Below are 20,945 nucleotides of genomic sequence, written 5' to 3' on the forward strand. Positions count from 1 at the left end.
ATTTGGAAGCAGACACTGAAGACACGGGCCTCGGCTTCGCCCTTCCTGCCGGGAACACCTGGTGAGCACTACCTGGTAACGTTTGCCCGTCAGCAGTGAGGGGACGGACGCCACGCCCTCGCCGTACTTGATGCATTGACTTGGAGGCAGCGTCGGCTCGCTGGTCCCATCACGGAGAAAGTCATGCTCCCACATTGGCAGGCCATTCCTACCTGGTTCCGTCACTGACACGCCGGTGATAACTGGCGCGTTGACGCGCGCCTCTTTGGTGTCGGGTACTCCAAAGCACGGCATGCCATCGCGGCTATGTATCGTCGCCTGCTGATAGTGCCCGGGCGGTGACGAGCAACTGGCCAGCATCGAAGGGAGCAGTCCCAGAAGAGCCAGCGGCAGTTGCATTCGCGTCATCGGACCTTGCTCTTCAGGACGTGCACTACTCGTCCCCTGTGCGTTAGCGTTGAGGTACGGAAGAGAGCGTGGTCGCACAATCCTCCTGCACGGGCCTGATCAGGTGTTTGCTGGTGTCCTCCACTACATGAAAGCAGGTGCCGAAAACGCGCTTTTGTGCTTTACCTTCATTCGCCGGCATGTCGGGTGTGCCTCCCGAAATGACCACTTGGTATCGCACGCCTGACTGCAGGGACGATGCGGCCGTTCCGCCTTCACCATAGAGGATGCACAGCTCCGGTGAGAGTGCGGGCTCGGTAGAGTCGGGGCCAAGGAAGATGCGTTCCCATACGGGCGAGTTGCCCTTCCCAAGCTCTGTGACGGAAACGCTGGTGACAAGCGGTGGTCGGGAGCGCGTTTCGTGAGTGTCGGGGACACCAAAACACGGTACACCATCGCGCGCTTGGACTGTTGCTTCCTGATAGCGTCCACTGGGAGAGGAGCAGCTGGCCATCACCGGGAGCAGTAGTGCCAATTGAGCTACAGGCAGTTGCAACTTCATCATTGAGTTGTCCTCGGTAGATTGTCCTCATTGCTGCGGTCGGCAAGGAAACCTGAAAGGGCGCGCTCCAACTGCTCGCTGATGCCAGCTGTCGTATGATAGCGGCGGTTGTTCATCTTCTCCTGCGAATTGCGGAAGATGACAAGGAAATAGTCCGCCAGCATGTCGCCCTGAGCTTCCATGTTGTGGTTGTGGAAGCGTTTTGATTCGTCGAGGATATAGTCGTAGCTCATGCTAGGTCTCGGTCCTCTAACCAGCTTGACGTTGTAGCCGAGCTGATACTGCCAGACATGCGTCATCTCGTGGATGAAGAGCTGCTGGTATCCTATGTCGACAGCTGAGTAGTCGTCGAAGTAAATTTTCTCTGGAAAGTACATCTCCCCATTAGGGGTAACCGCTGTTTTCTCGTGCTGGAATCCAAACAACAGCCAGTAGCCATGGTTGTGAACCTTCATCCGGCTGTAGTCGACCGAGTCGCCAAACACCAGTCGCGCCATCTCGATCTCGCCGAACGTAAGGCTCCGCTCATGACCGGGGGCGCTCACCTCCACGACCGAAACGCCCATGTCCTGTGACGTGGTGATCACACCCTCGAGATCGAATATCTCGGGTGCATCATCGGTGCCGGGCGCCATGCGCACACAACACCCTGTCAGCACCGTAGGCGGACGTAGTTCCGCACGCACCAGGGCTTGGCTCTGCGCGGTCGATATCCGCGCCGTGCCGCCCTGTGCATCGGTGGTGCCGGAGAAGGCCCTGCCATCATCCAGATACAACGTATAGGGCAGTTCGGCCAGCGGGTTTCCTCGACTGCTGACAAATCGGATTGCCTGGTCGAAAGTGCGGGGAGATGGCGAGGCTGCGGGTTGCAGGGCGGACGCGAGTTCGGTCGGGCCGGCATCACCTGCAGGCGTCCGGCCGCCGCCGCCGTTGGTGATGACGTACACCCGGGTCTGTTGGGTAGACAGGACACGGCAGCCACAGGCCAGCGCGCTGCCATGCGGTGCAACAGGCTGGCCGTCGATGGTGGTCGTGATATCGCCTTCGACGATGGCGAACTCGCCCTGATGCAGCGTCGGGCAGGTCGCTTTGTCACCGACGCGGGCAACGCTCATGCCGCCAATGTCGGTTCTGCTTGAGCCGGTGATCACGCGGCCGCCGCTGGAGGTCGGGTCACCCACCACAATCCAGTTCCTTGCCATGATTCGCTTCCGTTCCAGAACGAAATTCAGGATGCGATCCAGTTCGGCGGCGCGTGCGGCCGTGCAAAGGTCATGCATGCGGGGAAAACCAGCTGTGGCAGGGTGTTTCAGCTTTCGGCGCGTGAAGGACGCGACGCTTCTGCGTCAGGAAATTTGACGCGAGCGGCTCGATTGCGACGTGCGGCTCTGTCAGTTGCGACAGTTCCTGAGCAAGGCGCGTATGCCTGCAACGGAACGCGCAGTGGCCAATCTGGAAATGGCGGGCAACCGTGAAGTGTCGCGTTTGCCTTGCTTGCGAGGGCGGCGGCCGATAGGGGAGGTGATCGAACCGAGCGCCATCCGCTATCCATTCGCCATCTTTTGACGCACCCGGCGCGACAACGAGCAAGTGCGGCATTTTCCTACTTCTCAGCAGCGAAGCAACGCGCCAACGATGGCGCTGCCAAGGCGCCCGCCCTGGCCGGGATTGGCGTCCCGAACTTACATGTCGCGCGGCGTCGCGGTTGTAGCGAAAGCTGCAATCGTGACAATGCACCTTCTGCCAGCCCATGGTGGACGGTGCGTGGGGATCATTGATCCGCCGGCTTCTTGCGGCATGTATCCGGCACGCCAACCCGCACCGTCCGCCACCTTGCGTCTGCAGGTGGCCATACCTGTGAGGTTGCCGTCATGTCCGACCTGCTACCCGACTATCCCCGCCTGCATGCTCTGCTCGGCGATGCCGTGCAGGATCTTCCCAATGCGTTGGCCGAGAAGATGGAAGATGCCCTCAGCGATGCGGCCGAGTCCATTTCGCCCTCCGCGTTCTTCGCCTTCCTGGACCGCTACGGCAAGCAACGTCGCGCCGACGGTCAGGCGTGGACGGAAACCCGTCTCACGCCCGCGCGTGCGTTCGATCTGGCATTGGCCACGCGCAGTGCGTCAGGTATCACTACACTCAGCGCCGTGCTGCATGCCGCACATGTCGCGCGTGAGAACGATGACCCGCGCAGCTGTCCATCCGCAGCGTTGATCGATGGTCTGTTCGACGCCTGCGAGGCGCTGTCGCTGCAGGTCGAGCGCTGTCTTGTTCCCTGACATTTCTGTAACAGGTGATGGCGGGCAGGGTCGGGAAAGCCTGTTTGCGATCCTGCGTCCTGCTCGCCGCTCGTTCAGATTCAGGCGGTTCCCGTGTCATCTTTTCAGTCAGTGAGCCCGCAGCACATGGCCGTGACGTGTCTGCACTTCATCGAATGGCCGAGGTGCCTTTCAGGTGCTTTAGAAACGCATCGGAAAGAGTACGGACGATTCGCCTGATCTCCGAAAGCTCCATCGGGCGCTCCACGGGAGGGTGCGAAACATCGGCGTGCCGTGCTGTCGGTCCTGATGACATGCTGTTACAGGTCTGAGTAAGCTGCGAAATCTTCCTTCTGCTGATTTCGTGTTTCATCTCATCCAGTAGCTGCGGGTAGGACGTTTTGATGAATTCGTAGATCTTGTAGAGTCCCTCATAGGTTTCCGAGTTCGACTGGCCCCAATAGAGCATCAACTTCTTTATGGTTCCGATGTTCTCGATTGATGCATTTTCAAGACCCGGCAACGCTTGGGGTGTAGCGCCGAATCCACCTAGATTCGTATTCTTGATGATGAGCCTGAGCGGCGTAGTTGGCGTCCGCTTTCCTGCTTCGCAGTACTCAACGTGCTTGTCTATTTCGATAAGTCCAGAGTGTCCGCAGGAGACTGCAACTCCATTCATCAGAACAACGATCTCCAACGCAAGGTCGGTGTGATGGTCGTAGTCTGTGAAGGTCTCCGAACCGGGAATGGACGCTTCCCGCTCCACGGTGCCGTCTACGTGGACGACTTTCAGCGACCACCACGGGCACGTTCTGGGTAGGCATTCAATCGAGCTTCGCGGGCCTTTGATGGAGAATGCCCAAGTGCGTGGATTCATGATTTTTTCCGGTTTCTCTAGAGAAGAATTCCAGGAATCAGGAGGCGCGTTCGCTCTGGCTTATGCGCATCTGCATGGGTCTGATCGGTCCCAATGGAGCTGGTCAGCGCACCATGGGCGGCGGAATCTCAGACACCACCTCCGGTACGACCTCAGGCACCAGCGAGAAGCGGTAGCGGTTGTCGTACAGCTTCACTTCCAGCTGCTTCCGGCCGCGCCGTTCAAGCGTGTAAAGCTTGCCGGCCCACGGGCTGCCGAGCAGTGCCATCGGGCTGATGTCGCCCAGCCGCGACGCATCCAGATGAACCACCACGCGGTCGTCCAGGTACGCGACCTTCACCGAACTGAAGAACGTGGCGTAGTGACCGCTGCTCATCGCGGCGTAGCCGGTCAGTTCCGGGTGCGCCACCAGGAACACGAAGTGGCTGCTGAAATCGACGTTGCCGAGATCGGGATCGCTGTCGCGCTGCGAGGACGGCCACTGCGGGCCCATCGTATCCAGCGCATCGGCATGGGTGATGGGGAAAAAGCGGATATCGAGATAGCCCGGTCCGCCCGAGTCCACGCGGGCCTGGCCGTCCTTCACCGCTGCCGAGGACAGCAGATTGTTGTGCACCAGTCCCGGTGGGGTGCTCATGCGGAACTCGCTGCTGGCCTGCACCTCCTGCGGGGGATTGAAGAACGCGCTGACCTGTTCGTTCTGGCAGGCGGCAAGCAGGGGCAGCAGCGCCAGTGGGAATGCACGCTGCACCAGGGTACGGATCCGTGTCATTGCATCAGGCCTCATCCATGGGGAGGCCATTAGATCACGCCGGGTGCAGCCAGGTCTGGGCCCGGCGCGACAAGGGCCGTCGCTTAGAAGGTATAAGCGGCCTGCACATACACCCGTCGCGGCTCGCCCGGGAAGTGCCCGTTGCGTGCGATGAACCCGCTGGCGGCATACGCCTTGTCGAACAGGTTCTTGACGTTGGCCTGGAACTGCCACTGCTTCCAGGTGGTCTTCCAGCTCATGTCGAACACGGTGTAGGCCTTCACCGTCTGCCCGTCGAGGCTGACGCGCTCGCCCACATGGTCGGCGCCGAAGCCGATGGCGGAGTTGATCGCGGGCAGGTCGTAGCGCGTCCACAATCCCACCTTGTTGCGCGGCGCATTGGCGAAGCGGTCGCCGGAGGCGTTGGTGATGCCGCCCGGGCCGGCGTCCTTCACCCGCGCGTCGTTGTAGGCGTAGGTCAGGTTCATAACCCAGCGCTCGGTGACGTCGGCCAGCAGGTCCAGCTCCATGCCGGTGCTGCGCACCAGGCCCAGCGCGGCCAGCTGGTTCACGCCGCCGATCACCTCGCCGGTGGCCTGCACGATGTTGCTGCGGTCGATGCGGTAGGCCGCCATGTTCACGCTCACGCGCTCGGCCAGCAGCGATTTCAGGCCGATTTCCCACTGCTTGCTGCGCTCGGCGTCGAACGGGCCGCCGGCGGCCGGGTTCTGGTTCGCTGCGCTCTGCGGCACGAAGCCACTGGCTACGTTGGCATACAGATTCAGCCCCTGGCGAACAGTGAACGTGCTGCCGAGCCGCCAGCTCAGATCGTTGCCATCGACGCGGCTGGCGCCGAGACGATCCTCATCCTTGAAGCCATCCCAGCGCAGCCCGGCCAGCACGTGCCAGCGCTGGCCCAGTGCGAGTTCGTCCTGCAGGTAGGCGCCGTAGCGTGTGCTGCGGGTGGAGGTGCTGCGCCAGGGCAGGGCGGCCAGGTTGTAGTCGTGCCAGGTGCTGGCGCCGTACATCGGGTTGAACAGGTCGATGCCGCGTACCGGGCCGGCGCCACGCGCGAGGTCGGCGCTGTTGGCGGTCTGCGCGGTGAAGTCGGCGTCGAGCTGGTACACATCGGCGCCGAACAGCACCTTGTGGCCGATGCGGCCGGTGTCGAGGCGCAACACGGCATTGCCGCTCGCGGTAAATGCCTCGTTGTCGCGGACCTGGTTGCGCAGCTGCCGGGTCATCCACTCGGCCACGCCATCGCGGTCGCGGTCGATCAGCCCCATCGGCTCATGGTACATCTGGTGCTCGTTGTTGCTGAACCAGCGTGCGGCGACATCCACATCCAGGTTGTCACGCGGCGCGAAACGGTACTGCGCCAACGCCACCTTCGCGCGCATGTCGAGGAAGTCGCTGGCCTCGTTATGGTTCCAGCGGCGGTCGGTCAGGAAGGTGCCGGCATCGTTCACCGGCACGCCGCGCAGGCGGTTGCCGCCCAGGTTCTGGGTGATGTCGGTGAACTGCAGCACCAGCTCGCCGGTCTGGCCGACATCGAAGGCCAGCGAGGCATCACCGATCACGCTTTCGCTGTCAGCGTTCCAGCGCAAGCCCTGTTCGGTATCGGCATACAGCCCGGCGCGGTAGCGAACGCTGCCGTCGGCGTTCAACGGGCCGGTGCCTTCGATGGAGCCGGCGCGGAAATCCTTGTTGCCCATCTGCACTTCGATGCGGCGCTCGGCGCTGGCCTTCGGCTTGCGCGTGACGTAGTTGATGACGCCGCCGGCATCACCGCCACCATAGAGCGCCCCGGCCGGTCCCTTCAGGACCTCCACGCGTTCGATGTTGAACAGCTGCGGCACCGAGAAGCCTGCGTACGGGTCGCCGCGCAGGCCGTCGTACAGCACGTTCTCCTGGCGGAAACCACGCAGGGTCACGCCGGCGTAGCTGAAGAAGCTGATGCCGCTGATGCTGCGGTACAGGTCGGTGACCTGACGTGCCGCCTGGTCGTCGATCAACTCCCGTGGCACCACCTGGATCGATTGCGGAACGAGCTCCAGCGGCGTGTCGGTGCGGGTGCCCACTGCGGCATCGTCCACCCGGTACAGGGTCTGCGCACGGCCGCGCACTTCCACCTTGTCCAGCGCTGTAGCGGCTGGAGGGGAGGGTTCGGCGGCCTGGCAGAGGGTGGTCAGGGGTAGCGTCAGCGCCAGGTACAGGGCGTGCGGGCGGAGCAGGGGAGAGGGCATGGCGGGCGGGGAGGTGGCTGCAAATGAGAAAGATTAGCATTTGCAATACTTCGTGACCTATCTCCCGAATGCGCTATGGACGTGCGCCGGGGGCGGTGTAAGGGGTGCCGGCCAGCGCGACCAGCACGCCGGTGGCGCCACGCACCATCAACTGAAGCATCGCCTCGCGCGGATCCTCGCCCAGCGCGTGGCTGGCCAGGCCCCTTTCGTAGGCGGCCACCACCGAGGCCAGCAGCATCGCCGCGCCCAGCCGGGCCTCGGCATCATGGGCTGGGCGACCGGCCGCGGTGGCCATCAACTGGGCCAGATCGTCGGTGAGCTGCGCCTGCAGGCGCCGCGCGTGCGCGACCAGCACCGGGCTGTCGGCCACCGTGGCCCAGAACGCTGCGGCGCCAGCGTTGATCCGCAGCAGGGGATGGCCGCTGTGCAGCAGGCTGCACAGCAGCGACTGGAACGCGGCCAGGGGCGTCATGCTGCTGCGCTCGGCCATGCCTTCGCGCAGCAGCGCGCGCGCCTCTTCGTCGCGGTCGAAGACCAGGTCTTCCTTGCTGGCGAAGTAGTTGAACACCGTCTTGCGCGAGACGCCGGCGGCCTCGGCGATCTCCGACATCGACACCGCTTCGAAGCCACGCTCGATGATCAACCCGGTGGCGACGTCTGAAATCAGCTGTCGGGTCTCGGCTTTGCGCTGCTCTCGGCGGCCAGGGGGCGGGGTCATGGGCGGTTCACTTGTGGAAACGTACACCGAGTGTAACATCGTGATCGCCAGAGCGCCGGCCCGGTGCTCACGAGGAAGTCCCAATGCTGTACGACGTCGTCATCGCCGGTGCGGGCCCGGTTGGCCTGTTCCTGTCCTGCGAACTGGCCCTGGCGGGCTGTTCGGTGCGGGCGCTGGAACAGGCCGAGTCCCCCGGATCACCCCTGAAACGCTTGCCGCTGGGCCTGCGCGGCTTGAACGCCCCCACCCTGGAGGCGCTGGATCGGCGCGGCCTGCTGGACGCGGTTGCCGCGTCCCAGGTGCTGAAGCCGGACAAGGGCGCACCCCCGCCCGGCACGGCGCACTGGCTGGCGCAACCGCGGCCGTTGGGGGGCCACTTCGCCGGCATTCCGTTCGCGCTGGACAACGTGGACAGCGGGCGCTGGAACTGGCGGCTGCCAACGCCGGTCGGCACGCAGATGGCGATCGAGCTGCAGGCGCTGGAAGCGGTATTGACCGAGCGCGCAGTCGGGCTGGGCGTGCACATCGATCGCGGCTGCGCGGTACAGGCGGTGCAGGTGGAGGAGGATCAGGTCGCTGTGCAGACGACCGCACACGGCACCGTCCACGGCCGCTGGCTGGTCGGCTGCGATGGCGCCCGCAGCACGGTGCGCAAGCAATCGGGTTTCAGCTTCGAAGGAACCGATCCGGAGTTCACCGGCCACTCCCTGCTCGTCGAGCTGGAAGATCCTTCGATGCTCACGCCGGGCCGCCAGTACACCGCGCACGGCATGTGCAATTTCAATCCCCCCGGTGTGCTGGCACTGGCTGATTTCGATGGCGGCGCTGGCCATCGCACGGCGCTGGACCTGCCGTCGGCGCAAGCGCTGCTGCGGCGCGTGTCCGGTCGCAATGCAACGATCACCGCGCTGCACCTGGCCACCACCTGGACCGACGCCGCGCGCCAGGCCAGCGCCTATCGCAACGGTCGCGTGCTGCTGGCCGGTGATGCCGCACACATGCATTCACCGTTGGGTGGGCAGGGGTTGAACCTGGGCATCGGCGATGCAATGAACCTGGGCTGGAAGCTGGCGGCCGTGGTCCGTGGTGTTGCCGGCGAGGCGTTGCTGGACAGCTATCAGGCCGAGCGGCATCCGATCGGCGCAAAGGTACTGGACTGGTCGCGTGCGCAGGTTGCGCTGATGCGACCGGGCGCCGGTTCGCGCGCGCTGGCGGCCGTCATCGCCGATCTGGCCGACACCCGCGATGGCGCGACCTATCTGGCCGAACGGGTCTGGGGTGTTGCGCAGCGGCTGGACCTGGGCGAAGGGCATCCGCTGGTCGGCCGCAGCGTGCCGGACTTCGTGCTGGCCGACGGCCGTCGCACCGGCGAGCTGCTGAGGGCCGGGCAGGGGGCGCTGCTCGTGTTCGATGTGGAATCGTTGCCGTGCAACGTCATGGGTGATGCACCACCGCACCCTGTCTGCGTGGGATCGGTGCCGGATGAGGCGACGGGCCTGGGCGCGGTTCTGGTGCGCCCTGATGGCATCGTCGCCTGGGCCTGCGATGCGGGCGCCGACCCGACCGGATTGGCTCACGCGCTGCAGCGCTGGTTCGGGACGGCGGCCGTCCGCTGACCTGCACGATGGCGGCGCAGCCGATCCGGGCTGCGCCGGCTGCGCTTACAGATCCTTTTTCTTGCCGCTCAGGTCCAGTGGTTTGTCGCTGCCCTTGCGCTCGCTCGACCACACTTCCATGCCCTTGTTGCAGCGGCTCTCGCGCGCGGCCACGTCGCGCGGCAGATCCTTCAGATGCGGCGATTCCTGGCAGGCCGGATGCATCGCGCTGTCGTCGTAGGTGGCACAGCCACCCAGCGGGAGCAGTGCAAGGACGGTGATCGAGGTGCGCAGCAGGGGCGGCAGGTTCATGCGGAAGTCTCGGGGTGGTGCCGGAGTGGCCCTGCCATTCCAGGCTGTGACCCCGGGCACAGGCAATCGGACTGATTGCACTTGTTATTCTGTAACAATAGCGCGATAGTCCGGCGCTCGGCGCGATCAGGCGATGCAGGCCATCAGCACCACGCACAGGGCCAGCATCAGCACGAACACCCGGCGGCTCAGCGCGAGGCAGGCCAGGTAGGCGGCCAGGGCCCAGGCGCCCAGCAGGGCGCAGGCCAGCATCCACACCCCGATCACCATCAGTGATCCACTCGCCAGCGCCGATAGCGCAACCGCCTTGAACGCTGCAACGCCCAGCACACTGCCGAGAATGCCTGCCTGCAGGGCGATGGCATCGTGACGTGCAGGGGCGGGCGCGTGAAGCATGGTGGCTGGATGGGTCCAAGCGTGAGCGGCGCACGTACTGTGCCCGACTGTATATCCACGCCATGTGTTCTTCGTGGGCCCAACGCGGCTCAGTCGAATTCGCCCTCGACCGATTCCAGTCGCTTCCGGTACGCCGCGCGATGCTGGTACAGGCGCTGGCATTCGCTCGACCGGTAGATGCGGCTTGCCGGTTCGTTGGCGACCGAATCGCACATCCGCGCAATGTGGTTGCTGGCCGCCAGTTCAGTGACGAAGAACACCGCCGTGATACCGGTGCCCAGCAGCACCACATACAACAGGCGGCTGAGCCAGCGCGTGCGCTTGCGCTCGAAGTGCTGCTGGAGGGTCAGGTCGAAGCGGATGATGCTGAGCACGATCCAGATGATGGCGACCAGGAAGCACAGCGTGGGCAGCAGCCCGCGCCAGAGCCCGGCCTCGTACACCGTTTCGCTGTAATGGACTGCTGCCCCCGCGCCGGCAATGGCAATCGCCAGTGCCCAGTTGCGGCCGAGCGAGAGCAGGTCATCGAGCAGTTTTTCGCGGTTCCTGGTCGGTGCTGCTGCCACGTGGGTTCCTTGTGCCTGCTGTGATCGGGAGCGGATTGCCGCCGATCACGCAGATGGTGGAGCATCGCTGCCGCGATGAGAAGCCTGCCTGTTCAGCGGCTACCTGCGCGCGCAGCGATCCAGCGCCTGTAGCGACGGGTCCGGCACCTTCCCGCTGCCTGCGCCAGCAGCAGCGCCCACACCGGTGAGATGCCGGGCGCGGTGGGGCGGCGCCGGCTCAGCCGGCCCAGCTGGTACTTCACCGCCGCCATGTGTGCGCTGGCCGCCAGCGGCTTGCTGCGCCAGTCAATGGTGCGCAGCATCGGCACCGCGTCGTGCCCCTGCTGCCAGTGTTTGGGCAGGTCCGGTTCGATCGCCAGCGCGGTGGCGATGCCCACCATCGCAACACCACTGTCCAGCACCTGCTGGGCCACCGCGTGGCGACGGATACCGCCGGTGACCATCAGCGGCATCGTCGCCACCGTGGCGATCTCGCGCGCAAACTCGAGGAAGTAGGCTTCGCGTGCGAGGCTGCGCTCATCGCGCGCGGCGCCCGTCATGGCCGGTGCTTCGTAGCTGCCACCGGACAGTTCGACCAGATCCACACCCAGCGGCGCCAGCATCTCCACCACCGCGCGCGCGTCCTCCGGCGAGAAGCCGCCACGCTGGAAGTCGGCGGAATTGAGCTTCACCGCCACCGCGAACGTGGGCGACACCGCAGTGCGCACCCCTTGCACGATCTCAAGCAGCAGGCGCGCGCGGTTCTGCAGGCTGCCACCCCAGCGATCATCGCGGTGGTTGGAGAGCGGCGACAGGAACTGGCTGAGCAGATAGCCGTGTGCGGCGTGGATCTCCACCCCGCTGAAGCCAGCACGCTCGGCCAGCTCGGCACTGCGGATGAAGCGCGCGATCACCTCTTCGATGTCGGCCCCGGTCATCGCCCGCGGCGGTGCGAACTGGCTGGACAACGCCCCCATCTGCAGCGGCACCGCTGAAGGCGCCAGCGCCGGTTGGCCGAGCGCGGCCGGCATCTGCCGCCCGGGATGGTTGATCTGCATCCACATCTGCACTCCGCGCGCGCGGGCCGTGTCCGCCCAGGCGATGAAGCGATCAAGGTGGTGGTCGTCTTCCAGCACCACACCGCCCGGTCCGGTCATGGCACGGCCATCGACCATCACATTGCCGGTGATGATCAGCCCGGCACCGCCGTCGGCCCAGCGCTGGTACAACTCCAGCAGCGCGGGCGAGGGCGCGTGGTCGGCGTCGGCCAGGTTTTCCTCCATCGCGGCCTTGGCGATGCGGTTGTGGATGACGGCGCCCGAAGGCAGGGCCAGCGGCGAGAACAGGGACATCGGACAGCTCCGGGACAGGGGAATGGCGCTACGCTAACCTTCAAGTTTGATTGAAGGTCAACCGGTTCCGATGTCGAGGATTCAGGCCCATGAAGATCGGTGAGCTGGCGCGGCGCACCGGCCTGGCCGCGTCGCGCATCCGCTTCTACGAGGATGCCGGGCTGTTGGTGGTGCAGCGCCAGGCCAACGGCTACCGCGACTACCCGGAGCAGGCGGTGCTGCTGCTGGAGCTGATCATCGGCGCGCAGCGCGCAGGCTTCAGCTTGGAAGAGATCCGCGCGCTGCTGCCGCCGGACATGGGCCAGTGGCAGCACGATGCGCTGATCACGATGCTGCGGCGGAAGGTGGCCGATATCGAGGCCCTGCAACTGCGCCTTGCGCAGAGCCGGGCGCACCTGCTGGCCTTGATCGAGGATATCCAGGCGCGGCCGGACGGCATTGATTGCGCGGCCAATTCACGGCGGGTACTGGACCGCGTACAGCGTGGCGAACTGGCACGGCCCACGCTGGCAGCCGGCGATGGTGCGTTGCTGCGACCGGGCCGCCACCGCCGCAACGGCAGCGACTGACGACCCGGCGCGATGCTCAGTGGCTGCCGGCGACGGCGTGCTTGCGCTTCCTGTCCAGCATCACCGCCACACCCCACAGCAGCAGGCCGCCGAGGGCGGTGGCGGCGCCGACGTAGCCGGTGCTGGCCGGGCTGAAGCCGGCGCTGATCGCCATGCCGCCCAGCCAGGGGCCCAGCGCATTGGCGGTATTGAACGCGGCATGGTTGGAAGCGGCGGCAAGCGTCTGTGCTTCGCCGGCCACGTCCATCAGGCGGGTCTGCAGCACCGCCGCCAGCGCGCCCATGGTGCCGACAGTGATGATCATCGGGCCGATCGTCCACACCGACTGCGCCGCCAGCGGATACAGCAACAGCATCACGATCGACCACAGCAGCACCACGGCGGCGGCCTTGAAGTGGAACTTGTCCACCAGCCAGCCGCCGGCGATGTTGCCGATGATCGCGCCGATGCCAAACACGCCCACCGCCAGCGGCATCCACGATTCGGCCACGCCGGTGACCTGCACCAGGGTCGGTGCCAGATAGGTGAACACGCAGAACATGCCGGCGAATCCGACCGCGCCAATGGCCAGCGCCAACCATACCTGGGGGGTGTTGAAGGCCCGCAGCTCGCGCATCGGCGAGGTGCGTACCTCGTCCGGGTCGGGTAGCAGGAAGCGGGCGATCATCATCACGGTAGCGATGGCCAGCACGCTTACCAGCGCGAACGCAGTGCGCCAGCTCAACTGCTGGCCCAGCCAGGTGGTCAGCGGGTTGCCGATCAGGATCGCGATCGACAGGCCCAGCAGCACGCGCGACATCGCCTGGCCGCGCTGCCCGGCTGGGCTGATCGCCGCCGCAACCAGCATCGCCACGCCGAAGTAGGCGCCGTGCGGTAGGCCAGCGACGAAGCGCGCCACCAGCATGGTGCCGTAATTCGGCGCCAGCGCGCTGGCCAGGTTGCCTACCGCATAGAAGCCCATCAGCGCCAGCAGCAGCTTGCGGCGCGGGAAGCTGGCACCGACGAAGGCGAGGATCGGTGCACCGACCACCACGCCGATGGCATAGGCGCTGATCAGGTGGCCGACCTGGGTTTCGGAGATCGACAGGCCACGGCTGATCTCCAGCATCAGGCCCATGCTGGCGAATTCACTGGTGCCGATGGCAAAGCCGCCCAGGGACAGGGCAAGGATGATCAGGGTGCGCTGGCGGGGCGTCAGCCGCGCAGCCAGGGAAGAGTTGGGGCTCATGCGGGGGCGCGATGGGGCGGGGAGCCGCCCATTGTACTGTTGCAGCGCAGCAGCGATCAGCGTCCGCTGCCAAGAATCAGCGTTTGGCAGGTGGTGCCGACTGCGGCCCAAGGTGGGTCAGGCCAGCGTGTACATGTCGCTCCAGAGAAGGAAGGCTTCCGGCGTCATCTGCGCTTGGAGTTCGGCAAGCACGATGTCACGCACCCTGATCAGCGCCTGCGTGGAGGGGGCCTCGCCGCAGGCCGGGGCGCCTGCACCGGCCTCGTCAGCCAGCTGAACCAACGTACGTGCCGCCTCCATCAACGACAGCAGGCGGGGGGATGCCGGATCGGGCACTGCGGTGGATGCGCTGCGGGAGCCGAGGGCGGCCAACGCGGCGGCGTACTTGCCACGCAGGCGGTCGGCCACCTCCGGCGGCAGCTGCAGCAGCCGGCGTGGATGGGCGTTGTCGGCGATGTCCGCCAGTTTCACCTTCAGTGCCCGTGGGTGCTGGCGGATGCCTGCGTAGTAATGCTGGGCATCGGCGGCGCTGTGCCGGTTGAGCAGGGTCACGATGTCGCGGATCGGTGCAGGAAAGGCCTGCAGCTGCGGCGCGTACTGTGGGCAGTCCTCCACCACGTCGTGCAGCCACGCTGCCGCCTTGGCGGTGTCATCGTCATCGATCGCGGCGGCCACGCGCGCCACATGTTCGATGTAGGGCTGTCCGGCTTTGTCCTGTTGCCCGGCGTGGGCTTGGCTTGCCAATGTGCGTGCTTGTACGACCCAGTCCATCGTCGCCTCCTGCTGCTGGAAGTTGAATTATCGCCCAATCGCGGCGGCGCCGAGGTTGACCCGCTGCAGAGGGCTGGGTAACGTGCGCATGCCTGCAGCACGCAGGCGCCTGCCGAGTGTGGTTTTTCATGTTGGAGAGTGTCGTCATCGGATAACCCTTCCCGTGTGTCTGCCGGGAGCGGTTATCGAATGCGTGGTTCCGTGTCCGGGCGCCGTTGGCCGCCCGTGTCGTCCGCATTTCCGATTACGCAGGATCTCTCTTTTCATGAATATCTCCCGAGCGGAGCAGAGGACGCTGCACGTCCTCGCCCAGGGCGGCTGCATTGCATTCATCCGTGATGGCTCAGGCCGTGTCCGCAGTGTTGAATGCTTCAACCGTGAAGGCTTGATGCTGAGCGATTGCACCCTGGCCGTCTTCAAGAAGCTGAAGAACAAGCGCCTGATCAGTTCGCATGACGGTCGTCCCTACCGGATCAACCGCGCCGGGCTGGTCGCGGTGCGCCCGCAGCTGGACAATCGCTGATGCACGTCGTATCGACTCTTTTCCCTTCCCGCGGGCCCGCTGGCCGGGTCCGCCGCACTGCACGAGGTGCCTTTTGAATTTCATCATCCGCGCTGAAACTCCGGCCGACATCGACGGCATCCACGTGCTGACGGCTGCGGCCTTCGCCACGGCCGAACACAGCAGCCACACCGAGCAGTTCATCGTCGACGCACTGCGCGCACGCGGTGAACTGGCGGTTTCGCTGCTGGCCGAGCACGAGGGTCAGTTGCTCGGCCACGTGGCCGTGTCGCCGGTGGCGGTGTCCGATGGCAGCGGCGGCTGGTACGGCCTGGGCCCGATCTCGGTGCTGCCGGCGCGACAGGGGCAGGGCATCGGTGCCGCGTTGATGCGCGCGGCCATCGACGCCCTTCGCCAACAGCATGCGCGCGGCTGCGTGTTGCTGGGCGAACCGGCGTACTACGGCCGGTTCGGCTTCCGCGCCGAGCCGGGGCTGGTGCTGCCGGGCGTGCCTGCCGAGTATTTCCAGGCGCTGTGCCTGCAGCCGCCGCTGGCGCAGGGGGAGGTACGCTACTCGCCGGCGTTCGACGCCAGCGCCTGACCGCAGGCGGTCAGCCCGCGTGCCGCAGATGGATCAACGGATACGGGCGGCCCTGTGAATCCACAGGTGAGCGTCCGGTTTCGACAAAGCCCATGCGCAGGTAGAAACCCACGGCCTGCGCGTTCTGCGCGTTGACGTCGGTGCTCAGCTGCGGATGCAGGGCCAGTGCATGCTGCAGCAGCTGCCGGCCGATGCCGGTGCCACGCACGTCCGGGTCGATGAACAGTGCTTCCATGTGGCTGCCGTCGATCAGCATGAAACCCAGTGGGCGATCCTGAGCATCAGCGGCGACGGTCATCGGCGCCTGCGGCAGAAAACCGGCCACTTCTGCATCGATGGCCTGGCGATCTTCGGCGCTGAGGAAGTCGTGGGTGGCGTCGACGGCGCGACGCCACAGGTCGACGAGGGCGGCGCCGTCGTCGGCGCGCGAGGGGCGCAGGGTGGTCATGGGTCACCAAGGTGCTTCGGAAGAATGTGCAGTATGCAGATTCCGGGCGATGGCTGCAGGCGTGGATTCATTCCCCGTTGCGATGGCGGATGAAGGGGCTGAACGCGGTTGCGTCCGCACGAAGCACGACGCACTCCTCGAAGTCCTCGCTGTTGTTGAACGGCACGCTCGGCCATTGTTGCCAGTGCGCCAGCCGTTCACGGTAGTTGCCGGTGGCGGCCTCCAGCGCGGCATTGTGTGCCTGCACACGTTCGGGCGGAAGCCCGGAACGCACACCATGCACCACGTGCGGCTCCATCACCTCGAAGCCGACGTAGCGCAGGCTGTACATCAACGGCCACAGCAGCAGCCGGGTGTCGCCCTCGCGGCCGTCCACCGCGCATGCCCGCGCCGATGAGCCGGTGGTGACGCTCAGCAACGCGCGCTTGCCGCGCATCATGCCGTGCTCGTGGCGCTGCCGGCTGTTGTAGATCGGTCCGTAGACCAGCACGCGATCCAGCCAGCCCTTCAGCATGGCCGGCGCCGCGAACCACCACAGCGGAAACTGCAGGATCAGCAGGTCGGTGGCCCGCAGCAGGCGCAGGTGGCGCTGCACCTCGGCCGGCAGCTGTCCCTGCTCGGCGCTGTGCCGCTGCTCGCGCTGCGCATCGAAGCGGCCGGGCCGCAGGCGCTGCGGATGGTGACGCGCCGCTTCCAGCGGGTCGAAGGCATCCGCGTACAGGTCGATCATGTCCACCTGCAGGCCTTCATGTTGCAGCTGCTCGGTTGCCTGGGCAGCCAGATGGGCATTGAACGAGCGCGGTTCGGGATGGGCCAGCAGGATCAGGGCATGCATGCGGAAAGGGCGTGATGGAGTGTGCGACCATCCTCGCGAGGCCGGCGCACCCCGGCAATTACGCACCTTGAGGTAACCATGGCCTTTCCCGGCGATGTCTATGCGGCGGACTGCTCGGCGCGCGATGCGTTGGCGCTGATCTCCGGCAAGTGGGTGATGCTGCTGTTGCCTGCCTTGGCACAGGGACCGATGCGCAATGGCGCGCTGCTGCGGAAGATCGAAGGCCTCTCGCAGAAAGTATTGACCCAGACCCTGCGGCAACTGGAGCGCAACGGCCTGGTCGAGCGCTGCGACCGGGGCAGCAAGCCGCTGCACGTGGAGTACCGGCTGACCGAGGTCGCGCGCAGCCTGGTCGACACGCTGGCTGCGCTGGACCGTTGGGCCGAGCACAACTTCCCCGCACTGGATGCGGCCCGCGATCGCTTCGACGCGCGTTAGCGACGCCTGCACGAGCCGGGGCGTACACTAGCGCCCCGGCGGCCATCCTGGCCCAGCAACGACGCGAGAACCGCCATGACCGACACCCTGGGTGTACCGGTGCACGACACCGATGAGCACTGGATGCGCCATGCACTGGCGCTGGCCGAACGCGCGCAGCGCGAGTTCGACGAGATTCCGGTCGGGGCGGTGCTGGTCGGCGCCGATGGCCAGCTGCTGGGCGAGGGCTGGAATCTCAACATCGCCTCGCACGATCCCAGCGCGCACGCCGAGATCGTGGCCATGCGGGCAGGGGGCAGGCTGCTGGCCAATCACCGGCTGCTTGGCAGCACCCTGTACGTGACCCTGGAGCCGTGTGCGATGTGCGCGATGGCGATCGTGCATGCGCGCGTCTCGCGCCTGGTCTACGGGGCCAGCGACCCCAAGACCGGGGCGTGTGGCAGCGTGTTCGATCTGCTCGGCGACGCCCGCCACAATCACCGCGTCGAGATCCACGGCGGCGTCCTGGCCAAGGAAGCCAGCACGCGCCTGACCAATTATTTCCGTGCCAAGCGGGGCAAGCCGCCGCTGCTGCTGGAAGGCCACGCCGACGAGGGCTGAACGGCGAACGGGTATGATGGGCGCCTCTTTCCCTATCCGGTAGGCCGCGCGCCTGCCCAGCAACGAGGCGACACAATGGCGGACAACGGCGCGGCCAACGAACGACTGATCTGGATCGACCTGGAAATGACCGGGCTGGATACCGATAACGATTCGATCATCGAGATTGCCACCGTGGTCACCGATGCCCAGCTCAATGTGCTGGCCGAAGGGCCGGAGTTCGCCATTCATCACCCGGTGGAAACTCTGGAGGCGATGGATGAGTGGAACCGCAACCAGCACCGCCGTTCGGGCCTGTGGCAGCGTGTGGTGGACAGCACCACCACGCTTGGCCAGGCCGAGGCGCAGACGGTGAACTTCCTGGCACAGTGGATTCCGGCTGGCCTGTCGCCGATGTGCGGCAACTCCATCTGCCAGGACCGCCGCTTCCTGCACCGCCAGATGCCGCGCCTGGAGAAGTACTTCCATTACCGCAACCTGGACGTGTCCACGGTGAAGGAACTGGCCAAGCGCTGGGCGCCGACCGTGGCAGCCGGGGTCGGCAAGAACAGCAACCACACCGCGCTGAGCGATGTGCACGACTCGATCGCCGAGCTGCGCCACTACCGCCAGTTCATGGGCGCGCTGTCGGGCCTGCCGACGCCTTGACCGGCACTACGCGCCGTTCAACTCCGTGGCGCTAAGATCGGCGCCATGAACGAGCCCATCCTGCTCCCCCGCGACATCGCCCACGATGCCCGCGACTGGTCCGACCTGCAGCGGGCGGTAACCCTGCTGGAAGCGCCGACCCTGACCGCGCGCATGGCCAACCTGGTCGGCACGCCACTGGAATTCGCGGTGAAGGCGCTGCCCAAGGCGGTCTCCGGCCGTATCCATGGCGCGGTGCAGGCGGCGCTGTCCAAGTCGGCGCAGGCGGCGCTGTGGAGCATGGACAACAGCCCCGGCAAGGGCGCCTCCACGCGCTGGCACAAGCTGGCAGCGGCGACCTCGGGCGCGGTTGGCGGGGCCTTTGGCTTCGCTGCACTGTTCATCGAGCTGCCGGTGTCGACCACCATCATGATGCGCGCGGTGGCCGACGTGGCCCGCAGCGAGGGCTTTGACCTGTCCGAGTTCAGTACCCGCCAGGCCTGCCTGGAGGTGTTCGCGCTGGGCGGCAACTCGCCGCGCGATGACGCCAGCGAGACCGGCTACTACCTGGCCCGCGGCTTCACCACCGACGTGATGCGGCACCTGTCGGCCGAATTGGCCGGGCGCGTGGTGACGGGGCGCGACCTGACCCTGGGCGTGGCGCCGAAGGAAGCCGGCAAGCTGCTGGCGAAGATGGTGGAGAAGGTGGCCGCCCGTTTCGGCGTGGTGGTCACCGAAAAGTTCGCCGCACAGGCGGTGCCGATCGTGGGTGCGGCAGCCGGTGCAACGCTCAACACCATGTTCACCGATTACTACCAGGACATGGCGCGCGGCCATTTCATCGTGCGCCGGCTCGAGCTGAAGTACGGCGAGGATGTGGTGCGGGCGTGCTACGACCGCATTGCCCATGGCGGGGCGTTGATCGAGCCGACGCTGTAACCATGCAGCGTAGCCGGTAGAGTCGACCGTTGGTCGACTGCTTCTGGGCGAGCCGTGATGAAAGCCCGCGCWGCGCGCGATAGTCGACCAACGGTCGACTCTACCGCGGCTGCGGCATTCATCCTTGCCTGAGCGGCACAACTGTTTTGCCAGACTGCGTCTGTTGCGCCGCGCGCGGCACCCCCACTCTTGTGGGCAGTCCCCCGCACGAGATGCCGCCATGTTGTTCACTCCCTATCGCCTGGGCCCGCTGCGCCTGCCCAACCGTATCGTGATGCCGCCGATGACGCGCTCACGCGCGGCCGCCGGCAACGTCGCCACCGCCGAGATGGCGACCTATTACGCGCAACGTGCCGGCGCGGGGCTGATCGTCAGCGAAGGCACGCAGATCAGCCCGCAGGGCCAGGGCTATGCCTGGACGCCGGGTATCCACAGCCCCGAACAGGTGCAGGGCTGGCGCCAGGTGACCGATGCGGTGCACGCCGCCGGTGGCCGCATCTACGCGCAGCTGTGGCATGTGGGCCGCGTTTCGCACGTGGCCCTGCAGCCGGGTGGCGCCGCGCCGGTATCGTCCTCGGCATTGCTGGCCGAAGGCGTGAAGGTGTTCGTCGATCCCACCGGTGCTGGCCCCGAAGCGGGCGTGGGCGAGATGATCCAGCATTCGATGCCGCGTGCGCTGGCCGCAGATGAGATTCCGGGCATTGTTGCCGATTACGCGCAGGCCACACGCAACGCGCTGGCCGCCGGCTTCGACGGCGTCGAACTGCATGGCGCCAATGGCTACCTGATCAACCAGTTCATCGATTCGCAGGCCAATCAGCGCACCGACGGCTATGGCGGTGCATTGCAGAACCGTCTGCGTTTCCTGCGCGAGGTGGTGCAGGCGGTGGTCGCAGTGGCCGGTGGTGACCGCGTAGGCGTGCGCCTGGCGCCGTTGACCACGCTGCAGGGCGCGGTTGACGATACGCCGCAGGCGACCTACCTGGCTGCAGCGCATCTGCTGGGCGCGCTGGGCGTGGGCTACCTGCACATTGCCGAAGCCGACTGGGACGATGCACCACTGATGCCGGTGGCGTTCAAGCAGGCACTGCGCATGGTCTACCCGGGCACGCTGATCTACGCCGGCAAGTACACCGCCGAGCGCGCCGAGCAGGCGTTGGCTGAAGGTTGGGCCGACCTGATCGGGTTCGGCCGGCCGTTCATCGCCAACCCGGATCTGCCTGAGCGCCTGCGTACGGGTGCAGAACTGAATCCACCGGATCGAGCGAGGTTCTTTGGCGGTGACGCGGTTGGGTTCACCGACTACCCGACGCTGGAGGAAAGCGTCACTGCCTGAATCTGGMGGCTGCCGGCCAGCGGCCGGCACTACCAGGGCGCACGAGGTGGGG

At 66.0% G+C, this 20,945-nt stretch carries 24 protein-coding genes; 10 read left to right on the plus strand and 14 right to left on the minus strand.

Annotated elements, in window-relative coordinates:
- Nucleotides 1–451: 451 nt before the first annotated feature.
- A complete protein-coding gene (locus D7Y61_RS14860; RefSeq protein ID WP_180867205.1) occupies nucleotides 452–949 on the minus strand; it encodes a hypothetical protein in 498 nt (165 codons plus the stop codon).
- Nucleotides 949–2,229 (minus strand): PAAR domain-containing protein, encoded by a 1,281-nt coding sequence (locus D7Y61_RS14865; RefSeq protein ID WP_258010379.1) that lies wholly within the window; start codon nucleotides 2,227–2,229, stop codon nucleotides 949–951. The genes D7Y61_RS14860 and D7Y61_RS14865 overlap by 1 nt, the downstream gene beginning before the upstream one ends.
- Before the next feature lie 591 nt (nucleotides 2,230–2,820).
- Here D7Y61_RS14865 and D7Y61_RS14870 point away from each other — a divergent pair.
- Complete coding sequence (locus D7Y61_RS14870; RefSeq protein WP_180867207.1) at nucleotides 2,821–3,228, plus strand: hypothetical protein; 408 nt, start codon at nucleotides 2,821–2,823, stop codon at nucleotides 3,226–3,228.
- Nucleotides 3,229–3,376: 148 nt separating this feature from the next.
- On the opposite strand, the gene D7Y61_RS14875 is transcribed toward D7Y61_RS14870, so the two are convergent.
- The 4 genes from D7Y61_RS14875 to D7Y61_RS14890 form a co-directional block, all read right to left on the minus strand.
- Nucleotides 3,377–4,084, minus strand: coding sequence for a hypothetical protein (locus D7Y61_RS14875; RefSeq protein ID WP_180867210.1), 708 nt, complete (start codon nucleotides 4,082–4,084; stop codon nucleotides 3,377–3,379).
- Between the two features lie 103 nt (nucleotides 4,085–4,187).
- Entirely contained in the window at nucleotides 4,188–4,856 is a 669-nt protein-coding gene (locus tag D7Y61_RS14880) for a hypothetical protein (RefSeq protein WP_180867212.1), read from the minus strand.
- Between the two features lie 83 nt (nucleotides 4,857–4,939).
- Nucleotides 4,940–7,081, minus strand: a complete 2,142-nt coding sequence (locus tag D7Y61_RS14885) for a TonB-dependent siderophore receptor (protein WP_180867215.1) — start codon at nucleotides 7,079–7,081, stop codon at nucleotides 4,940–4,942.
- A 73-nt stretch (nucleotides 7,082–7,154) separates the two neighbouring features.
- A complete protein-coding gene (locus tag D7Y61_RS14890; protein WP_180867217.1) occupies nucleotides 7,155–7,799 on the minus strand; it encodes a TetR/AcrR family transcriptional regulator in 645 nt (214 codons plus the stop codon).
- 83 nt (nucleotides 7,800–7,882) lie between these two features.
- Between D7Y61_RS14890 and D7Y61_RS14895 the strand changes: the two genes are divergently transcribed.
- Nucleotides 7,883–9,415 carry an FAD-dependent monooxygenase gene (locus D7Y61_RS14895; protein ID WP_180867218.1) on the plus strand — a complete coding sequence of 511 codons (1,533 nt, stop codon included), beginning with the start codon at nucleotides 7,883–7,885 and terminating at the stop codon, nucleotides 9,413–9,415.
- Nucleotides 9,416–9,460: 45 nt separating this feature from the next.
- Here D7Y61_RS14895 and D7Y61_RS14900 read toward each other — a convergent pair whose 3' ends face one another.
- The 4 genes from D7Y61_RS14900 to D7Y61_RS14915 all read right to left on the minus strand — a co-directional run bounded on the left by D7Y61_RS14900 (nucleotide 9,461) and on the right by D7Y61_RS14915 (nucleotide 11,999).
- Nucleotides 9,461–9,706, minus strand: a complete 246-nt coding sequence (locus tag D7Y61_RS14900; RefSeq protein ID WP_180867220.1) for a hypothetical protein — start codon at nucleotides 9,704–9,706, stop codon at nucleotides 9,461–9,463.
- A 126-nt stretch (nucleotides 9,707–9,832) separates the two neighbouring features.
- Entirely contained in the window at nucleotides 9,833–10,102 is a 270-nt protein-coding gene (locus D7Y61_RS14905) for a hypothetical protein (protein ID WP_053450156.1), read from the minus strand.
- A gap of 89 nt (nucleotides 10,103–10,191) precedes the next feature.
- On the minus strand, nucleotides 10,192–10,668 hold the full coding sequence (locus tag D7Y61_RS14910) for a membrane protein (RefSeq protein WP_049458652.1): 477 nt from the start codon (nucleotides 10,666–10,668) through the stop codon (nucleotides 10,192–10,194).
- Nucleotides 10,669–10,760: 92 nt separating this feature from the next.
- The gene (locus D7Y61_RS14915) at nucleotides 10,761–11,999 is read right to left on the minus strand and encodes an NADH:flavin oxidoreductase/NADH oxidase family protein (protein ID WP_180867222.1); all 1,239 of its coding nucleotides are present in this window, start codon (nucleotides 11,997–11,999) and stop codon (nucleotides 10,761–10,763) included.
- 89 nt (nucleotides 12,000–12,088) lie between these two features.
- Here D7Y61_RS14915 and D7Y61_RS14920 point away from each other — a divergent pair, with 89 nt between their 5' ends.
- A complete protein-coding gene (locus D7Y61_RS14920) occupies nucleotides 12,089–12,568 on the plus strand; it encodes a MerR family transcriptional regulator (protein WP_180867224.1) in 480 nt (159 codons plus the stop codon).
- A gap of 16 nt (nucleotides 12,569–12,584) precedes the next feature.
- Here the strand turns inward: D7Y61_RS14920 and D7Y61_RS14925 are convergent, their stop codons facing one another.
- Nucleotides 12,585–13,796: an MFS transporter gene (locus D7Y61_RS14925; protein ID WP_180867225.1), complete on the minus strand. Its 1,212-nt coding sequence runs from the start codon at nucleotides 13,794–13,796 to the stop codon at nucleotides 12,585–12,587.
- A gap of 117 nt (nucleotides 13,797–13,913) precedes the next feature.
- A complete protein-coding gene (locus D7Y61_RS14930) occupies nucleotides 13,914–14,567 on the minus strand; it encodes an HD domain-containing protein (protein WP_180867227.1) in 654 nt (217 codons plus the stop codon).
- A gap of 265 nt (nucleotides 14,568–14,832) precedes the next feature.
- On the opposite strand from D7Y61_RS14930, the gene D7Y61_RS14935 reads away from it, so the two are divergent.
- Entirely contained in the window at nucleotides 14,833–15,090 is a 258-nt protein-coding gene (locus D7Y61_RS14935; RefSeq protein ID WP_180867231.1) for a YjhX family toxin, read from the plus strand.
- Between the two features lie 73 nt (nucleotides 15,091–15,163).
- On the plus strand, nucleotides 15,164–15,670 hold the full coding sequence (locus D7Y61_RS14940) for a GNAT family N-acetyltransferase (RefSeq protein WP_180867233.1): 507 nt from the start codon (nucleotides 15,164–15,166) through the stop codon (nucleotides 15,668–15,670).
- Nucleotides 15,671–15,680: 10 nt separating this feature from the next.
- Here the strand turns inward: D7Y61_RS14940 and D7Y61_RS14945 are convergent, their stop codons facing one another.
- A complete protein-coding gene (locus D7Y61_RS14945) occupies nucleotides 15,681–16,118 on the minus strand; it encodes an acetyltransferase (RefSeq protein ID WP_180867235.1) in 438 nt (145 codons plus the stop codon).
- Between the two features lie 67 nt (nucleotides 16,119–16,185).
- On the minus strand, nucleotides 16,186–16,953 hold the full coding sequence (locus tag D7Y61_RS14950) for an NAD(P)H-dependent oxidoreductase (RefSeq protein WP_180867237.1): 768 nt from the start codon (nucleotides 16,951–16,953) through the stop codon (nucleotides 16,186–16,188).
- 78 nt (nucleotides 16,954–17,031) lie between these two features.
- On the opposite strand from D7Y61_RS14950, the gene D7Y61_RS14955 reads away from it, so the two are divergent.
- The 5 genes from D7Y61_RS14955 to D7Y61_RS14975 all read left to right on the plus strand — a co-directional run bounded on the left by D7Y61_RS14955 (nucleotide 17,032) and on the right by D7Y61_RS14975 (nucleotide 20,893).
- A complete protein-coding gene (locus D7Y61_RS14955) occupies nucleotides 17,032–17,391 on the plus strand; it encodes a winged helix-turn-helix transcriptional regulator (RefSeq protein ID WP_008265377.1) in 360 nt (119 codons plus the stop codon).
- A gap of 75 nt (nucleotides 17,392–17,466) precedes the next feature.
- Nucleotides 17,467–17,991: a tRNA adenosine(34) deaminase TadA gene (gene tadA / locus D7Y61_RS14960; RefSeq protein WP_180867238.1), complete on the plus strand. Its 525-nt coding sequence runs from the start codon at nucleotides 17,467–17,469 to the stop codon at nucleotides 17,989–17,991.
- Nucleotides 17,992–18,066: 75 nt separating this feature from the next.
- Nucleotides 18,067–18,639, plus strand: coding sequence for an oligoribonuclease (gene orn / locus D7Y61_RS14965; protein ID WP_006452087.1), 573 nt, complete (start codon nucleotides 18,067–18,069; stop codon nucleotides 18,637–18,639).
- Between the two features lie 45 nt (nucleotides 18,640–18,684).
- Nucleotides 18,685–19,557 (plus strand): EcsC family protein, encoded by an 873-nt coding sequence (locus tag D7Y61_RS14970; protein WP_180867240.1) that lies wholly within the window; start codon nucleotides 18,685–18,687, stop codon nucleotides 19,555–19,557.
- 220 nt (nucleotides 19,558–19,777) lie between these two features.
- Nucleotides 19,778–20,893: an alkene reductase gene (locus tag D7Y61_RS14975; RefSeq protein WP_180867241.1), complete on the plus strand. Its 1,116-nt coding sequence runs from the start codon at nucleotides 19,778–19,780 to the stop codon at nucleotides 20,891–20,893.
- The last annotated feature ends 52 nt before the right edge of the window (nucleotides 20,894–20,945 follow it).

The sequence above is a fragment of the Stenotrophomonas maltophilia genome (genome assembly GCF_013464485.1).
In the GTDB taxonomy this organism is placed as follows: Bacteria; Pseudomonadota; Gammaproteobacteria; order Xanthomonadales; family Xanthomonadaceae; genus Stenotrophomonas; species Stenotrophomonas maltophilia_AW.

Bases quoted from the DNA above. Each gene is read 5' to 3' on its own strand.
- D7Y61_RS14870 (WP_180867207.1), top strand. From the start codon at position 2,821: ATGTCCGACCTGCTACCCGACTATCCCCGCCTGCATGCTCTGCTCGGC.
- D7Y61_RS14900 (WP_180867220.1), bottom strand. From the start codon at position 9,706: ATGAACCTGCCGCCCCTGCTGCGCACCTCGATCACCGTCCTTGCACTG.
- D7Y61_RS14970 (WP_180867240.1), top strand. From the start codon at position 18,685: ATGAACGAGCCCATCCTGCTCCCCCGCGACATCGCCCACGATGCCCGC.
- D7Y61_RS14880 (WP_180867212.1), bottom strand. From the start codon at position 4,856: ATGACACGGATCCGTACCCTGGTGCAGCGTGCATTCCCACTGGCGCTG.
- D7Y61_RS14955 (WP_008265377.1), top strand. From the start codon at position 17,032: ATGGCCTTTCCCGGCGATGTCTATGCGGCGGACTGCTCGGCGCGCGAT.
- D7Y61_RS14875 (WP_180867210.1), bottom strand. From the start codon at position 4,084: ATGAATCCACGCACTTGGGCATTCTCCATCAAAGGCCCGCGAAGCTCG.
- tadA (WP_180867238.1), top strand. From the start codon at position 17,467: ATGACCGACACCCTGGGTGTACCGGTGCACGACACCGATGAGCACTGG.
- D7Y61_RS14920 (WP_180867224.1), top strand. From the start codon at position 12,089: ATGAAGATCGGTGAGCTGGCGCGGCGCACCGGCCTGGCCGCGTCGCGC.
- D7Y61_RS14860 (WP_180867205.1), bottom strand. From the start codon at position 949: ATGAAGTTGCAACTGCCTGTAGCTCAATTGGCACTACTGCTCCCGGTG.
- orn (WP_006452087.1), top strand. From the start codon at position 18,067: ATGGCGGACAACGGCGCGGCCAACGAACGACTGATCTGGATCGACCTG.
- D7Y61_RS14905 (WP_053450156.1), bottom strand. From the start codon at position 10,102: ATGCTTCACGCGCCCGCCCCTGCACGTCACGATGCCATCGCCCTGCAG.
- D7Y61_RS14865 (WP_258010379.1), bottom strand. From the start codon at position 2,229: ATGCATGACCTTTGCACGGCCGCACGCGCCGCCGAACTGGATCGCATC.
- D7Y61_RS14935 (WP_180867231.1), top strand. From the start codon at position 14,833: ATGAATATCTCCCGAGCGGAGCAGAGGACGCTGCACGTCCTCGCCCAG.
- D7Y61_RS14945 (WP_180867235.1), bottom strand. From the start codon at position 16,118: ATGACCACCCTGCGCCCCTCGCGCGCCGACGACGGCGCCGCCCTCGTC.
- D7Y61_RS14925 (WP_180867225.1), bottom strand. From the start codon at position 13,796: ATGAGCCCCAACTCTTCCCTGGCTGCGCGGCTGACGCCCCGCCAGCGC.
- D7Y61_RS14895 (WP_180867218.1), top strand. From the start codon at position 7,883: ATGCTGTACGACGTCGTCATCGCCGGTGCGGGCCCGGTTGGCCTGTTC.
- D7Y61_RS14890 (WP_180867217.1), bottom strand. From the start codon at position 7,799: ATGACCCCGCCCCCTGGCCGCCGAGAGCAGCGCAAAGCCGAGACCCGA.
- D7Y61_RS14930 (WP_180867227.1), bottom strand. From the start codon at position 14,567: ATGGACTGGGTCGTACAAGCACGCACATTGGCAAGCCAAGCCCACGCC.
- D7Y61_RS14950 (WP_180867237.1), bottom strand. From the start codon at position 16,953: ATGCATGCCCTGATCCTGCTGGCCCATCCCGAACCGCGCTCGTTCAAT.
- D7Y61_RS14885 (WP_180867215.1), bottom strand. From the start codon at position 7,081: ATGCCCTCTCCCCTGCTCCGCCCGCACGCCCTGTACCTGGCGCTGACG.
- D7Y61_RS14975 (WP_180867241.1), top strand. From the start codon at position 19,778: ATGTTGTTCACTCCCTATCGCCTGGGCCCGCTGCGCCTGCCCAACCGT.
- D7Y61_RS14915 (WP_180867222.1), bottom strand. From the start codon at position 11,999: ATGTCCCTGTTCTCGCCGCTGGCCCTGCCTTCGGGCGCCGTCATCCAC.